Annotated in this window: 17 protein-coding genes; 8 read left to right on the top strand and 9 right to left on the bottom strand. The window is 71.6% G+C overall.

All coding sequences use genetic code 11. The features are described 5' to 3' along the window. The first annotated feature begins 40 nt into the window (after positions 1–40). Positions 41–316, top strand: a complete 276-nt coding sequence (locus RWE79_RS25780; protein ID WP_475942438.1) for a DUF397 domain-containing protein — start codon at positions 41–43, stop codon at positions 314–316. Positions 317–334: 18 nt separating this feature from the next. Here RWE79_RS25780 and RWE79_RS25775 read toward each other — a convergent pair whose 3' ends face one another. From RWE79_RS25775 to RWE79_RS25745, 7 genes are all read right to left on the bottom strand, one after another. Beyond that, complete coding sequence (locus RWE79_RS25775; RefSeq protein WP_475942437.1) at positions 335–1078, bottom strand: sulfite exporter TauE/SafE family protein; 744 nt, start codon at positions 1076–1078, stop codon at positions 335–337. A 31-nt stretch (positions 1079–1109) separates the two neighbouring features. Continuing rightward, on the bottom strand, positions 1110–1757 hold the full coding sequence (gene def / locus RWE79_RS25770) for a peptide deformylase (RefSeq protein ID WP_475942436.1): 648 nt from the start codon (positions 1755–1757) through the stop codon (positions 1110–1112). Positions 1758–1846: 89 nt separating this feature from the next. Next, positions 1847–2839, bottom strand: coding sequence for a tetratricopeptide repeat protein (locus RWE79_RS25765; RefSeq protein WP_475942435.1), 993 nt, complete (start codon positions 2837–2839; stop codon positions 1847–1849). 272 nt (positions 2840–3111) lie between these two features. Continuing rightward, positions 3112–3432 (bottom strand): mycothiol system anti-sigma-R factor, encoded by a 321-nt coding sequence (gene rsrA, locus RWE79_RS25760; protein WP_475942434.1) that lies wholly within the window; start codon positions 3430–3432, stop codon positions 3112–3114. Further along, positions 3429–4073, bottom strand: a complete 645-nt coding sequence (locus tag RWE79_RS25755) for a sigma-70 family RNA polymerase sigma factor (RefSeq protein WP_475946095.1) — start codon at positions 4071–4073, stop codon at positions 3429–3431. Before RWE79_RS25755 ends, rsrA begins: the two co-directional genes overlap by 4 nt. Before the next feature lie 236 nt (positions 4074–4309). Beyond that, the gene (locus RWE79_RS25750; protein WP_475942433.1) at positions 4310–4981 is read right to left on the bottom strand and encodes an alpha/beta hydrolase family protein; all 672 of its coding nucleotides are present in this window, start codon (positions 4979–4981) and stop codon (positions 4310–4312) included. Positions 4982–5052: 71 nt separating this feature from the next. Further along, a complete protein-coding gene (locus tag RWE79_RS25745; protein WP_475942432.1) occupies positions 5053–5865 on the bottom strand; it encodes an SOS response-associated peptidase in 813 nt (270 codons plus the stop codon). Positions 5866–5918: 53 nt separating this feature from the next. Here RWE79_RS25745 and RWE79_RS25740 point away from each other — a divergent pair, with 53 nt between their 5' ends. The 5 genes from RWE79_RS25740 to RWE79_RS25720 all read left to right on the top strand — a co-directional run bounded on the left by RWE79_RS25740 (position 5919) and on the right by RWE79_RS25720 (position 10625). Next, on the top strand, positions 5919–6632 hold the full coding sequence (locus RWE79_RS25740; RefSeq protein ID WP_475942431.1) for a M50 family metallopeptidase: 714 nt from the start codon (positions 5919–5921) through the stop codon (positions 6630–6632). 154 nt (positions 6633–6786) lie between these two features. After that, positions 6787–8115: a 3-phosphoshikimate 1-carboxyvinyltransferase gene (aroA, locus tag RWE79_RS25735; RefSeq protein WP_475942430.1), complete on the top strand. Its 1329-nt coding sequence runs from the start codon at positions 6787–6789 to the stop codon at positions 8113–8115. Positions 8116–8119: 4 nt separating this feature from the next. Further along, positions 8120–9151, top strand: coding sequence for a ribosome small subunit-dependent GTPase A (gene rsgA / locus RWE79_RS25730; protein ID WP_475942429.1), 1032 nt, complete (start codon positions 8120–8122; stop codon positions 9149–9151). Positions 9152–9228: 77 nt separating this feature from the next. Beyond that, a complete protein-coding gene (locus RWE79_RS25725; RefSeq protein WP_475942428.1) occupies positions 9229–9552 on the top strand; it encodes a DMT family transporter in 324 nt (107 codons plus the stop codon). A 119-nt stretch (positions 9553–9671) separates the two neighbouring features. Further along, positions 9672–10625, top strand: a complete 954-nt coding sequence (locus RWE79_RS25720; RefSeq protein WP_475938753.1) for an IS481 family transposase — start codon at positions 9672–9674, stop codon at positions 10623–10625. Between the two features lie 70 nt (positions 10626–10695). On the opposite strand, the gene RWE79_RS25715 is transcribed toward RWE79_RS25720, so the two are convergent. Beyond that, on the bottom strand, positions 10696–11316 hold the full coding sequence (locus RWE79_RS25715; protein ID WP_475942427.1) for a TetR/AcrR family transcriptional regulator: 621 nt from the start codon (positions 11314–11316) through the stop codon (positions 10696–10698). Positions 11317–11451: 135 nt separating this feature from the next. Between RWE79_RS25715 and hisN the strand changes: the two genes are divergently transcribed. Both hisN and RWE79_RS25705 read left to right on the top strand, forming a co-directional pair. Beyond that, a complete protein-coding gene (gene hisN, locus RWE79_RS25710; RefSeq protein WP_475942426.1) occupies positions 11452–12249 on the top strand; it encodes a histidinol-phosphatase in 798 nt (265 codons plus the stop codon). A 216-nt stretch (positions 12250–12465) separates the two neighbouring features. Further along, the gene (locus RWE79_RS25705) at positions 12466–12858 is read left to right on the top strand and encodes a CBS domain-containing protein (protein ID WP_475942425.1); all 393 of its coding nucleotides are present in this window, start codon (positions 12466–12468) and stop codon (positions 12856–12858) included. Between the two features lie 118 nt (positions 12859–12976). On the opposite strand, the gene RWE79_RS25700 is transcribed toward RWE79_RS25705, so the two are convergent. Continuing rightward, complete coding sequence (locus RWE79_RS25700; protein WP_475942424.1) at positions 12977–14443, bottom strand: catalase; 1467 nt, start codon at positions 14441–14443, stop codon at positions 12977–12979. Positions 14444–14537: the final 94 nt, after the last annotated feature.

Below are 14537 nucleotides of genomic sequence, written 5' to 3'. Positions count from 1 at the left end.
GACGGCCACCGGAGGGCCACCGGACGGGGAGGATCCCGACATGACCGAGCAGACGCAACAGCAGGAGAGCGCCGCGGAGATCGCAGCCCGCAAGGAGGCCGAGAAGGAAGCGCTGTACGCGATGGACATCTCCGGCGCGGCCTGGGTCGGCGCGGGCGGCGATCCCGCGGAGGGCCAGGTCGAACTGGCCTTCCTGGAGGGTGGCGCCGTGGCCATGCGCAACTCGGCGGAGCCGGAAGGTCCCGTACTGCGCTACACCCCGGCCGAGTGGGAGGCGTTCCGACTCGGCGCCATCGACGGCGAGTTCGACATCTGACGGTCGACCGCCGGTGGTTCAGCGCAGCAGATTCACGCTGGCCAGCACCGTGAAGAGCAGGACCAGGCGCTCGAAGAGCGCCTGGTCGATGCGGTGGACGCAGATCCGCCCGAGCCAGGCGCCGGCCAGCACCGCCGCGGCCGGCCAGGCGTCGCGCACCAGCGACTCCCCGTCGATCAGCCCCAGGCCGACGCTGAAGGGCAGCTTGAACAGGTTGACGAGGAAGAAGAACCACGCGCCGGTGCCCAGGAAGCCGAGCATGCCGATGCCCGACGACAGCAGGTAGAGGGACATCGCCGGGCCGCCCGCGTTGGCGACCATCGTCGTGAAACCGGCCAGCAGCCCGAAGACGAACGCCCGGCCGTGCCGGGGGCGGCCCGACACGTCGTCCGGGACCGGACGGCGGCGGCGCCAGACGTGGTAGACGGCCATGGCGAGCAGGAAGGCGCCGATCGTGCGCCGCATGACCACGTCGTCGACCCGGGCCACGAAGACCGCCCCCACCAGCACCCCCACCACCACCGACGGCAGCAGCCGCAGCAGCACCGGCCAGTCGGTGTGCCGCCGGTAGGCGCGGACCGCGACCACGTCACCGACCAGCAGCAGCGGCAGCAGCGCGCCCGTCGACTCGCGCGCGGGCAGCACCGAGGCGAAGAGCGCGACGCTGACGGCGCTGACGCCGCTGATGGCGGTCTTGGAGAAACCGACCAGCAGGGCGGCCACGAGCAGGGCGGATATCTCCAAAAGGCTGAGTCCGGTCACGGACCCCACCTCATCACGTGCCCGCTCGGCCTCAGTCGTTGGGGACGGTCTCGTACCTCGGGGTGGACTCCTCCATCTGCCGCAGGGCGTCCTTGCGGTCCCGCTTGGAGAGCCGGTCGATGTAGAGGTAGCCGTTGAGGTGGTCGGTCTCGTGCTGGATGCAGCGGGCGAAGAAGCCGCTGCCCCGGACGACGATGTCGTTGCCGTGAAGGTCCTGACCGCGCACGACCGCGTGGTCGGGGCGCGGCAGCTCGGCGAAGGCGCCGGGGACGGACAGGCAGCCCTCGTCACCGTCGTCCAGGACCCGCCGGCCGGCCGGGATGTCGTCGACGACGGGATTGACGACATGGCCGACGTGGCGGACGCCGTCGTCGTCGGGGCAGTCGTAGACGAAGACACGCAGGTCGACGCCGATCTGGTTGGCGGCCAGACCCACCCCCTCGGCGGCGCGCTGGCTGGCGAACATGTCGTCGATGAGCTGCCCGAGAGCGGCGTCGAAGTCGGTGACGGCCCGGCACGGGTGGTGCAGCACCGGGTTGCCGACGACGGTGATCGGACGCGCGGTGCCACGGGCCCGGTGCGCCGCCTCGCGGGCCTCGGCGTCCGTGACGTCGTCGGTGAACTCCGACTCCGGAGACGTCTGGTCCTGGTCCTGCTGCGCGGTGTCCTGCTGCGACATGGTGTGCCGTACGCCTTCCTGGGGCTTCGTCCTTGAGCCATTAAGGGTACGGGCAAGGCCTGGCGGGAGGGGCCTGCGGAGCTCCCGGCTCAGCAGACCTCTTCGAGATCGCGCCAGTCCCGGGTGTCCGGGCTGTCGGCGACCCAGCTGTCCAGGAGCCCGCGCACCAGCCCGTCCGGCGCGGCGATGCCGCACTCGCGCTCGGGCACCCACAGGGAGCCGGCGCTGCGGTGGCTGAGGTGGCCGGGATGGCCGGGCTCGCTGTGGTCGTGCGGGTCCCGGGAGGCGTCGGAGCCCGAGCCGTCGTCGGTGGGCATCCGGCTCTCGGAGCACGTACGGCACAGCAGGCGCACCGACGAGGACCAGTCCTCGGCCGCGAAACCGGCGTCGGCCGCGAGCCGCTCCAGCGCGTCACGGTCGGCCTCGGTGGCGGCTTCGAGCAGGACCAGCCAGGTGGGGACCGGGGACGGCGCCCACAGCTCGATCTCGTCGAACACCGGATACGAGGCGCCGTCGGCGGTGGCGCGCTCACCGTGCGGAACGCCGTCGTGCAGGACCACCTCGCCCCAGCGGCGACCGGAGGACGGCAGCGGGATGCTCAGCACCTCGATCCGGGCCGGGTCGATCCGGCGGCCCCAGACGACCTCGGCCTCGCCCTCCGGGGAGAGCCGCACGGCGGCGCTCCCGAGCTCCATCTCCAGGGGCCCCTGCGCCCCGGCGCCCGCCTCGGCCGCGGGCGTGCGCAGGCCGTACGCCTGCCAGGCGCGGCGGGCCAGCGGCCAGTCCTGCAGGGCGGTGGCGGCGATGCCGACGTTCCACCAGTCGGGGGCGCCCGGGGCGCGGTCGAGCAGCGCGACGGCGCGCAGCCCCGCGGTGCGGGCCTGCTCCCAGTCGTGGCGGAACTTGTGCAGCAGGGCCAGGTTGTACCAGGACTCCGAGAGCCAGGGCTCCAGGTCGGCGGCGCGCGTCAGCAGGGCGCCGGCGTCCTCGTACCGCCCGTCGCCGATCAGCGTGAAGGCGCGGTCGGTCGCCTGCCGCCACGTGGCGGAGGGCCGGTGCCGCACTCTGCCGAAGATCCTCAATGTCCCGCCTGCCGCTGTCCGGTTGCCCGGCCCGCTTCGCGGACCGTCTGCCATCCTCCTTGCCATCGACGCGTGCTGTCACACCCGCCGGGCTTGTCGGTTTGGCGGCTTGTCGCGATACCTGCCGCCCAGCGGCATCCAACCACGCACACCGGGGGCACCGCTCCTTACCGTCCGGTTCCGGACCCGGGTGCGGTATGGGGCCCGTAAACGGGTACGGCCGCCGCGGGCGTGATGCCCACGGCGGCCGGTTACGCCTTCCGGGTGAACGCCTACGGGGCAGGCGTTCCGCTGGTCTCCCCGGCCTCCACGGCCGGCTCCGGGACGGGGGCGGCTCCGCCGGCCCGGATCAGCTCGATCCGGGTGAGCACCTTCGCCCGCAGGTCCGTCGGTACGTCGTCCTGCCCGCAGCACCGTTTGACCAGCTTCTTCACCGCCTGCTCCAGCCCGTACTTCTCCAGGCAGGGATGGCATTCGTCGAAGTGCTGCTTGAACTTGCCGCAGGCGTCGTCCGACATTTCGCCATCGAGATACTCGTAGAGGTGATCGAGTACCTCGGAGCAGTCCGTCTCATGCGGGTTGCCGCAGCTCATGTGCCCGAGCCCTTCTCGTCTCCCGCGCCCGCCGGGACGAGCCCGCGTTCCCGCGCATAGTCCTCAAGCAGCGAGCGCAGCTGCCGCCGCCCCCGGTGCAGCCGGGACATCACCGTACCGATGGGTGTCCCCATGATGTCGGCGATCTCCTTGTACGCGAACCCCTCGACGTCGGCGAGGTACACCGCGATCCGGAACTCCTCCGGGATCGTCTGCAGCGCCGTCTTGACGTCGGAGTCCGGCAGGTGGTCGAGCGCCTGCGACTCGGCCGAGCGCAGACCGGTCGACATGTGCGACTCGGCGCGCGCCAGCTGCCAGTCCTCGATCTCCTCGGTGCCGCTGCGCTGGGGTTCGCGCTGCTTCTTGCGGTAGGTGTTGATGAAACTGTTCGTGAGGATGCGGTAGAGCCAGGCCTTCAGGTTCGTGCCCTCACGGAACTGGTGGAAGGACGCGTACGCCTTGGCGTACGTCTCCTGCACCAGATCCTCGGCGTCGGCCGGATTGCGGGTCATGCGCAGCGCGGCCGAGTACATCTGGTCGAGGAACTCCAGAGCGTCGCGTTCGAAGCGCGCGCTGCGCTCGGCACCCGACTCCGGGGGACCTGCGGCCGTGCTGTCTTCGGTGCCGGTGACCGGACCCACCTCCTCCAATACGATCACGGGGCCAAAACCGGTCCCGCTCGAATCGGAGGATATCCCGCGAGGGATCGGCGTGCCGGACGCGTCCGTCCCAGCGCCCCCCGCGGGCCACTGCGGCCACGACAGATATGGCGCTTGGGCGCGGGGCGGGCAAGCTGATGGAACCATACGGCTGCCTTCCTCACTTCTGCGTATACGTTCTCGTACTGACGACTCGCACAACGCATGCGGGGAGCCGCTCATTCCCCCCGGGTCAGCCAGCCGGCCACGGCGTCCACGAGCAGGGCGAGCGCCTGTGGGCGGTCCAGGCCGGCCGACTTGGGGACGGCGAAGCCGTGGTCGGCGTACGGGATCCCGGCCAGCTCCACGCCGGGCGGGAACTCCTCGGGCCGTCCGAAGGGATCCCGGGCGCCCTGCACGACCAGCGTCGGCACCCCGGCGCCGAGCAGCTCCGCCGCCCGCGACTTCTCCGGCTTCCCCGGCGGGTGCAGCGGGAAGGCCAGTGCCAGCACCCCGTGCGCGCCCAGCTCCAGGGCCGTCCGGCAGGCCACCCGGGCGCCCGCGCTGCGCCCTCCGGCGACCACCGGCAGGCCGGGGTCGCGCAACGCCGGCCACAGCTCCCGCCAGGCCGCGTCCAGCGCCTTCGGTGCCGGTGCCAGCTTCCGGCCCGCCACCCGCCACGGCTGTTCGACGCGGGCCACGGTGATCCCGCGCCCCGGCAGCGCCTCCGCCAGCGCCAGCAGGTCGGCGGCTTCGATGCCGCCCCCGGCGCCGTGGCCGACCGCCAGCACGGTCCGCGGGACGCGCGCCCGGTGCCAGGTGATGCGGGCGTCACCCGCCGCCGTCCCGACCGTCACGGCCCCGGCCCCGGCCCCGTTCCCGTTCCCGTTCCCGGCCTCGGTCTCAGTCATGGGGCGAGTCTCGCACCCCGGGCGGCCCGGCCCGCGGAGGATCCCGCCGCGTGCGCGACGACGTACCTCCCTCAGAACAGCGTCTGCTCCTCGGGAGCGGGGAGCGGGTCGACCAGTTCGGGGCCGTTGTTGCGCACATTGCTGACCTCGGTGCGCACCGGGTAGGCCCGCAGTGTCCCGGCCGGGGGCGGCACCAGCAGCTCGCGCAGCCCGTCCGGGTCGGTGCGGGAGGGGGTCAGCCAGTCGTCCCAGCGGTCGGGCGGCAGTATGAGCGGCATGCGCGGGTGGATCTCGGCCAGCGAGCGCGGGCGGTCCTCCTGCGCGGGCTCGGCGAAGGGCTCGGTGTCGGCGGCGGTGGTGATGACGGTGCACGTCACCCACCAGGCCCGCGCGTGGTCGTCGGGCAGGGTGCGGTCCCGCCAGAACTCGTAGAGCCCGGCCATGGCCATGACGGATCCGTCCACCGGGGTCACGAAGTACGGCTGCTTGCGCGCCCGCTTCTTCTTGCCCTCCTCCTCCAGCTGCCGCTCCCCCGCCGCGGTGACCCACTCGTAGTACCCGTCGGCGGGCAGCAGGCAGCGGCGCGCGGCGAAGGGCCGGCGGAAGGACGCCTTCTCGTGCACGGTCTCGGCCCGGGCGTTGATCATCTTCACGCCCACGTCGGGTGACTTGGCCCACCCCGGCACCAGCCCCCACCGCAGCGCGCGCAGCTGCCGCACGACCTCGCCGGTCTCCTTGTCGGGCCGTTCGAGAACCGCGTACGTGGTGTCCGTCGGCGCGACGTTCCAGTTCGGGGCGAGTGCCTCCTCCGGATCCCACTGCCGTACCTCGAACAGGCCGACGAGATCCTCCGGCCGCCGGCTCGCTGCGTATCGTCCGCACATAGTTGCCAGATTGCCACGGCCGACTGACAGCTCGGCGTCATAGGGTGCCCCTCGTGCAGTTCACCCAAGTGACCGACGTCTGGAACGAAGTCTTCGGCACCCAGCCGGACCCCTCCTCCTGGCTGGTCGCCGCCACCGCGACCCTGGCCCTGGCCGCCGTGCTGCCGCACGGCATATGGCGGCTGACCCGCAATGCGATCACCATCGCGCACGAGGGCGGCCACGGCCTGGTCGCCCTGCTCAGCGGCCGCCGCCTCGACGGCATCCGGCTGCACTCCGACACCTCGGGGCTGACCGTCTCGCGCGGCAGGCCCACCGGCGTCGGCATGGTGCTGACCGCCGCCGCCGGATACAGCGCCCCCTCGCTGCTGGGCATCCTGGGCGCCCTGCTGCTGTCCGGCGGTCATATAACCGCGCTGCTGTGGGGGGCCACAGCGCTGCTCGTGGCGATGCTGGTGATGATCCGCAACGCGTACGGCGCGCTGACCGTCATCCTCACGGGCGCGGCCTTTCTGCTGGTGTCCTGGCTGACCACCACCACCGTGCAGGCGGCCTTCGCCTATCTCGTCGTGTGGTTCCTGCTGGTCGGCGGGGTCCGGCCGGTGTTCGAGCTGCAGCGCAAGCGGCGCCACGGCGGGGCGCCGGACTCCGACGCCGACCAGCTGGCCCGGCTCACCCACACCCCGGCGGGCCTGTGGATGCTGCTCTTCTACGCCATCGCCCTGATCGGCCTCTTCGGTGGCGGCCGCTGGCTCCTGGGACTGTGAGGACATCACCGACATCACCGGCGGCCACGAACGACCGTGAACGTCCGCAGCCGTCCGCGAACGTCCGCCGGGCATAGCAGACCCCTGTTTCCCTCGTATTTCGCCTCAAACGATCAAGAATCTCCTTCCGCCGCAACCACTACGCTTGTGACCCATGACCGGTAACACCGCGCACACCGCCCTGTGGCCCGCCCCCGTCGCGTCCGACCCCGTCGACGCGACGGTCACCGTGCCCGGGTCGAAGTCGGTGACCAACCGCGCGCTCGTACTCTCCGCGCTCGCCTCCGAGCCCGGCTGGCTGCGCCGCCCGCTGCGCAGCCGCGACACCCTGCTGATGGCCGAGGCGCTGCGCGCCATGGGCGTCCAGATCGACGAGACCGTCAATCCGTACGGCGGCGAGGCCTGGCGGGTCATCCCGGCCGGGCTGCACGGCCCGGCCACGGTCGATGTCGGCAACGCCGGCACCGTGATGCGTTTCCTGCCGCCCGTCGCCGCGCTGGCCGACGGCCCGATCCGCTTCGACGGCGACCCTCGCTCGTACGAGCGTCCCCTGCACGGCGTGATCGACGCGCTGCGCGTGCTGGGCGCCCGCATCGACGACGAGGGGCGCGGCTCGCTGCCGCTCACCGTGCACGGCGGCGGGGCGCTGGACGGCGGGCGGGTGTCGATCGACGCGTCGTCGTCCTCGCAGTTCGTGAGCGCGCTGCTGCTGTCCGGGCCGCGCTTCAACCAGGGCGTCGAGGTGCGCCACGTGGGGCCGACGCTGCCCTCCCTGCCGCACATCAGGATGACGGTGGAGATGCTGCGGGCCTCCGGCGCCAAGGTGGACACCCCCGAGCACGGCGGCGAACCGAACGTGTGGCGGGTCGACCCGAGCGCACTGCTCGGCAGCGACCTGACCGTGGAACCCGATCTGTCCAACGCCCAGCCCTTCCTGGCCGCCGCCCTCATCACCGGGGGCCGGGTCACCGTCCCCGACTGGCCCGAACGCACCTCCCAGCCAGGCGACGCGCTGCGCGAACTGTTCACCCGCATGGGCGGATCCTGTGAGCTGACCGGACGTGGCCTGACCTTCACCGGCAGCGGACGGATCCACGGCATCGACGCCGACCTGTCCGATGTCGGCGAGCTCACCCCCGGCATCGCCGCCGTCGCCGCGCTCGCCGACTCCGAGTCCGTCCTGCGCGGCGTCGGCCACCTGCGACTGCACGAGACCGACCGTCTCGCCGCCCTCACCAAGGAGATCAACGAGCTGGGTGGCGACGTCACCGAGACCGAGGACGGCCTGCGCATCCGCCCCCGCCCGCTGCACTCCGGTGTCTTCCACACCTACGACGACCACCGCCTGGCCACCGCGGGCGCGGTCCTCGGGCTGGCCGTGGAGGGCGTCCGGGTGGAGAACGTCGGCACGACGGCCAAGACGCTGCCGGAGTTCCCGGAGATGTGGTCCGCCATGCTCGGTCATTCCGCGGTGCGGGCCTGACGTCATGAGGCGCTACAGCAAGAACACCGACGAGGACGACATCCGCTCCCGCCCGAACCCCAAGGGCAACCGTCCGCGCACCAGCATCCGACCCAAGCACGAGGACGCCGCCGAGGGCATGGTCCTCACCGTCGACCGCGGCCGGCTCCACGTCCTGATCGGCGACCGGACGATCGTCGCGATGAAGGCCCGCGAACTGGGCCGCAAGAGCGCGGTGGTCGGCGACCGGGTCTCGGTGGTGGGCGACCTGTCCGGCACCAAGGACACCCTGGCCCGGATCATCCGGGTCGAGAAGCGCGGCTCCGTACTGCGCCGCACCGCCGACGACGACGACCCGTACGAGCGCGTGGTCGTCGCCAACGCCGACCAGCTCGCCATCGTCACCGCCCTCGCCGACCCCGAGCCCCGCCCGCGCATGATCGACCGCTGTCTGGTCGCCGCGTACGACGCCGGACTCGAACCGCTGCTCGTCCTGACCAAGTCCGACCTGGCCCCCGCCGAACCCCTGCTGGAGACGTACGGGCCGCTCGGCCTGTCCTACGTCGTCACCAACCGGGACGACTTCCTCACCGGCGGCGTCGACCAGATCCGCGAGCGCCTCAAGGGCCGGATCACCGCCTTCGTCGGCCACAGCGGCGTCGGCAAGACCACCCTGGTCAACGCCCTGGTCGAACGGCAGCGCGCCACCGGCATCGTCAACGCCGTCACCGGCCGCGGGCGGCACACCACCACCTCGGCACTGGCGCTGCCCCTCCCGGACGACGAGGGCACCTCCCGGGCCGGAGGCTCCGGGGGAGGGTGGGTCGTCGACACTCCCGGCGTCCGCTCCTTCGGGCTGCACCACATCGACCCGTCCCGCGTCATCCACGCCTTCCCCGACCTCGAACCCGGTACGGAGGAGTGCCCGCGCTCCTGCAGCCACGACGAACCGGAATGCGCACTGGACGCCTGGGTGGCCGCCGGCCACGCGGAACCGGCCCGACTGGAGTCCCTGCGGCGGCTGCTGGCGACGCGAGAGCGCAAGGAAGGGGACTGACCCTCCTTTTCCGGGCATGCTGTGTGATGATCGCTCATCCACACGGGAACGCGCGAACGGAACGGGAGGGCTCCTCGATGGCCTGGCTCCTCGTGGTGGTCGCAGGCATCCTCGAAACCGGCTTCGCCGTCTGCCTCAAGCTCTCCCACGGTTTCACCCGCCTCTGGCCCACCATCGCCTTCTGCCTCTTCGCGCTCGGTTCCTTCGGCCTGCTGACCCTGTCGCTGCGCAAGCTCGACGTCGGTCCCGCCTACGCGGTCTGGACGGGCATCGGCGCGGCCGGCACCGCGATCTACGGAATGGCGTTCCTGGACGACATCGTCTCCACCCTGAAGCTGGTCTCCATCTCCCTGGTCATCCTCGGCGTCATCGGACTCCAACTCTCCGGATCCGCCCGCTAGGTGTTCTGTCCCGGGAGGTTGTGGACGGTGAGCAGGATCTCGGTTGGGGGATCTTGAAATGGGTGAGGGCCTTCCGGTTCGGTGTGGATTGCGACGTCTACACCAACAGAAAGGCCCTCGTGTCCCACCGTAATGCACCCCTGACCGAGACCGGACGCCTGCGCCTGGCCCGCTGCGTGGTCGAGGACGGCTGGCCCCTGCGCCGGGCCGCCGAACGCTTCCAGGTCTCGCCCACCACCGCGCAGCGCTGGGCCGACCGCTACCGGCGACTCGGCGAGGCCGGGATGCGGGATCTGTCCTCCCGCCCGCACACGAGCCCGCGCCGCACCCCGACCCGCATCGAACGCCGGATCATCAAGGTCCGCATCCTGCGCCGCTGGGGCCCGGCCCGCATCGCACACCTGCTGCACCTGGTGCCCTCGACCGTGCACCGCGTCCTGACCCGCTACGGCCTGGCCCGCCTCACCCACCTGGACCGGGCCACCGGCCGTGTCATACGCCGCTACGAACGCGAGCGGCCCGGCGAACTCGTGCACGTCGACATCAAGAAGCTCGGCAACATCCCCGACGGCGGCGGACACAAGGTCCTGGGCCGCCAGGCCGGCCGCAAGAACCGCAAGAACGCCGGCTACAGCTACCTCCACACCGCCGTCGACGACCACTCCCGCCTCGCCTACAGCGAGATCCTCTCGGACGAGAAGAAGGAGACCGCCACCGGCTTCTGGACCCGCGCCCACGCGTTCTTCGCCCAGGCCGGGATCACCGTCGAGCGGGTCCTGACCGACAACGGCTCCTGCTACCGCTCACGCGACTGGCGCGACCTGCTGGCAGCAGCCCAGATCACCCACAAACGCACCCGGCCCTACCGGCCACAGACCAACGGCAAGGTCGAACGCTTCAACCGCACCCTGCTCGACGAATGGGCCTACGCCCGCCCCTACCGCTCGGAGACCGAACGCCGCGAGGCGTTCCCCGGGTGGCTGCACACCTACAATCACCACCGCGGACACACCGCGCTGAAAGGCCAACCACCCGCCAGCCGCGTCCCCAACCTCTCAGGGCAATACAGCTAGGGCCGTCCCGGCCGCGTCGCGCGGGTACCGCCCGCTGCCCGCCCTCGGTCACCGCGGCGGCTCCGACGCGCTACCAGCCACGCGCCAGCAGCGTCCGCACCAGCCGGGCGACCTGGAGGCAGGCCTCCTCGTCGGTGCCCGCCGGAGCGACCACATAGGCGAGGCCGAGCCGCACCGCGGCCTCGCAGGCCCAGGCGACATCGGCGGGGTCGAGCCGGGGGAAGCCCCGTTCGAGGGCGAGCGCCGCGCGTGCGCGCATACCGGCGACGACCTCGGTGGCGGTGAGGGGCTGGTCCTCCTGGTGCGCGCGCAGCCGTCGCTGGGCGGGGACGGTGACGACTGCCGCGGCCGGCACCCGATCCCCCCGGCAGCCGGTGAGGGTCGCCCGTACCAGGGGGCCGGTACGGGCGGTGTGCAGCGTCAGCGCGGTGGCGGCGGCGAGACAGTCGCCCGGGTCGGCTCCCTGGCGGCAGGCTGCGACCAGGGCGTGCCCGAAGCCGTCCAGGAAGTCGTCGGCCTCGCGGCGGGCGAGGGCACGCGCGATGCCCTCCTTGCTGCCGAACTCGTTGTAGAGGGTCTGCCGCGACACTCCGGCGGTGGCGGCCACGTCGACCATCCGGACCGCGCCCCACGGGCTTTCGGCCAGTGCCGACAGCGCCGCGTCGAGCAGGGCTTCACGTGCAGTGGGCATCATCGCCTCCAGGACCCGGAAAGCCGGGTCAGGGCCGGGGCCGTGCCGTCAGAATTGACGCGCCGCCGCCCCGTGTCAAGGCTCCGCGCGCCCCATGCGTGACCTCGACGGCGTGCGATCGATACTGTTCGCCTCATGCCCGACTTCAATGATGATCTCCGACTCGCGCACATCCTGGCGGACGCCGCCGACGCCGCGACCATGGAGCGCTTCAAGGCCCTCGATCTCAAGGTCGAGACCAAGCCCGACATGACGCCCGTCAGCGAGGCCGACAAGCGGGCCGAGGAGCTGATCCGTGGTCAGCTCGCCCGCGCCCGCCCGCGCGACGCGGTGCTCGGGGAGGAGTACGGCGTCGAGGGCACCGGCCCGCGCCGCTGGATCATCGACCCGATCGACGGCACCAAGAACTACGTCCGCGGAGTGCCCGTCTGGGCCACCCTGATCGCCCTGATGGTGCGCGGCGAGGGCGGCGACGAGGGTGTGGTGGGCGTGGTGTCGGCGCCCGCGCTGGGACGCCGCTGGTGGGCGGCGAAGGGCACGGGCGCGTACACCGGCCGCAGCCTGTCCTCGGCGACCCGGCTGCATGTGTCCAACGTGGGCAGGCTGGAGGACTCCTCCTTCGCCTACTCCTCGCTGAGCGGCTGGGAGGAGCAGGGCCGCCTGGACGGCTTCCTGGACCTCACCCGGACCGTCTGGCGCACCCGCGGCTACGGGGACTTCTGGCCGTACATGATGGTCGCCGAGGGCTCTGTGGACATCTGCGCGGAGCCGGAGCTGAGCCTGTGGGACATGGCCGCCTGCGAGGTCGTGGTGCGCGAGGCCGGCGGACGGTTCACCAGCCTGGACGGTATCCCCGGCCCGTACGGCGGGAACGCGGCCGCCTCCAACGGGCTGCTGCACGAGGAGCTGCTGGGCTACCTGGGCCGCTCCTGAGGGCCGCCGGCCGCACCGCCGTCCCTGCCGGCCGCCGTCGGCCCCGTCGTCGGCCGTCGTCGGCCCCGTCGTCGGCCCCGCCCGGCCGCCACGCGCGGTCGCGGCCGGTCCTGCGGCAATTACGCCCTACGGCGCCCTTGCTGCGCCGCACCGCGCATGTGAACATGAGAATGCCCGAGCTTGTGAACTTGTGAAATGATTCCCAAGGGGTATTCCATGCTCGTCCGAGACGCCATGAGCACCGTCGTCCTCACCATCGGCCCCGCCCACACCCTCCGCCAGGCCGCCCAGCTGATGTCCGCCCGGCGCGTCGGCGCGGCGGTGGTCCTCGATCCCGACACCTGCGGCCTCGGCATCCTCACCGAGCGTGACGTCCTCGACGCGGTCGGCGCCGGACTCAGCCCCGACACCGAGACCGCCCAGCGTCACACCACCACCGACGTGGTCTTCGCCGCCCCGCAGTGGACGCTGGAGGAGGCGGCGGCCGCGATGATGCACGGCGGCTTCCGGCATCTGATCGTGCTCGACGGCGACCAGGCCGTCGGGGTGATGTCGGTGCGCGACATCGTGCGCTGCTGGGCGCCGGAGCACGCGGTGGTCCCTGCCTGACCCGGACCGGTCCTGACCCGGACCGGTCCTGGACGGGACCGGCCCCGGACGTGGATCGGCCGGGGTCGGGTCCCTGGACGAACCCGACCCCGGCCGGGTCGGTACGGCAAGCGGCCGGTCAGCCGCGAAGGGCCTGGACCGCGATTTCCAGCCGCTTGCCGTAGTCGGCGTCCGCCTGGCGGAAGTTGTTGATCGCGCGCTCGGCGATGTCGTCGCGCGACACCTTGGCGATGAAGCCGGCGAGGTTGGCGATCAGGCGCTCCCGCTCCTCCTCGGAGTAGAGCCGGTAGAGGTTGCCCGCCTGCACGAAGTCGTTGTCCTCGGCGTGCGAGGGGGCCTCGTGGCTGCCGGTGCCGCCTGTGACCGGGACCGTCTGCCACAGCGGGCGGCCGGTCTCCTTGATCGCGTTGAAGCTGTTCGGCTCGTAGTTCTTGGCGCCGCCGTGCCGGCCGTCGTAGGCGTAGCCGTCACGGCTGTTGGTGCGGGCCTCGGTGGCGTGCGGGCGGTTCACCGGCAGGTGGTCGGCGTTGATGCCGACGCGGTAGCGGTGGGCGTCGCCGTACGCGAAGAGGCGGCCCTGCAGCATCTTGTCGGGGGACGGGCCGATGCCGGGCACGAAGTGCGCCGGCGAGAAGATCGACTGCTCGACCTCGGCGAAGATGTTCTGCGGGTTGCGGTTGAGCTCCAGCTTGCCGATCTCGATCGGCGGGTAGTCCTCGTGCGGCCACACCTTGGTGAGGTCGAACGGGTTGAAGCGGTAGTTCGCCGCATCGGCCGCCGGCATGATCTGCACCTGCACGGTCCAGGACGGGAACTCACCGCGCTCGATCGCCTCGCGCAGGTCGCGCTGGTGGCTGTCCGGGTCCATGCCCGAGACCTGGACGGCTTCCTCGGTGGTGAGGTTCCTGATGCCCTGGTCGGTCTTGAAGTGGTACTTGACCCAGAAGACCTCGCCGGCCTCGTTGTTCCACTGGTACGTGTGCGAGCCGTAGCCGTTCATGTGGCGCAGCGTGGCGGGAATGCCGCGGTCGCCGAACAGCCAGGTCACCTGATGGGTGGACTCGGGCGACAGACCCCAGAAGTCCCAGACGTTGTCCGCCTCCTGAGAGCCGGTGTACGGGTCGCGCTTCTGGGTGTGGATGAAGTCGGGGAACTTGATGGCGTCCTTGATGAAGAACACCGGCGTGTTGTTGCCGACGAGGTCGTAGTTGCCCTCCTCGGTGTAGAACTTCAGCGCGAAGCCGCGCGGGTCGCGCACCGCGTCGGCGGAGCCGAGGTTGCCGGCCACCGTGGAGAAGCGCAGGAAGGTCTCGGTCTGCTTGCCGACCTCGGACAGGAACGCCGCCCGGGTCCACCGGCTGACGTCACGGGTCAGCGTGAAGGTGCCGTACGCGCCGGCGCCGCGGGCGTGCACGATCCGCTCCGGGATGCGCTCCCGGTTGAAGTGCGCGAGCTTCTCCAGAAGGCTCTGGTCCTGGATGAGGACCGGGCCACCGAGGCCCGCGGTCTCGCTGTTCTGGTTGTCAGCGACCGGTGCCCCCGACTCGGTGGTCAGCGGGCCTGTCTCCTGAACCGTCACGTACATCTCCCTGAGTGAGTCCTGCCCCCCGGCTGGCGCCAGAACCGATCCTACAATAGACAGAGTCTAAGTCAAGAAGCAGCCCAAAGCCGTACCTATT

The organism is Streptomyces sp. RLA131 (assembly GCF_056270125.1).
Note: the sequence above shows the minus strand (reverse complement) of the source record. Positions and strands in the feature narration are given on the sequence as shown.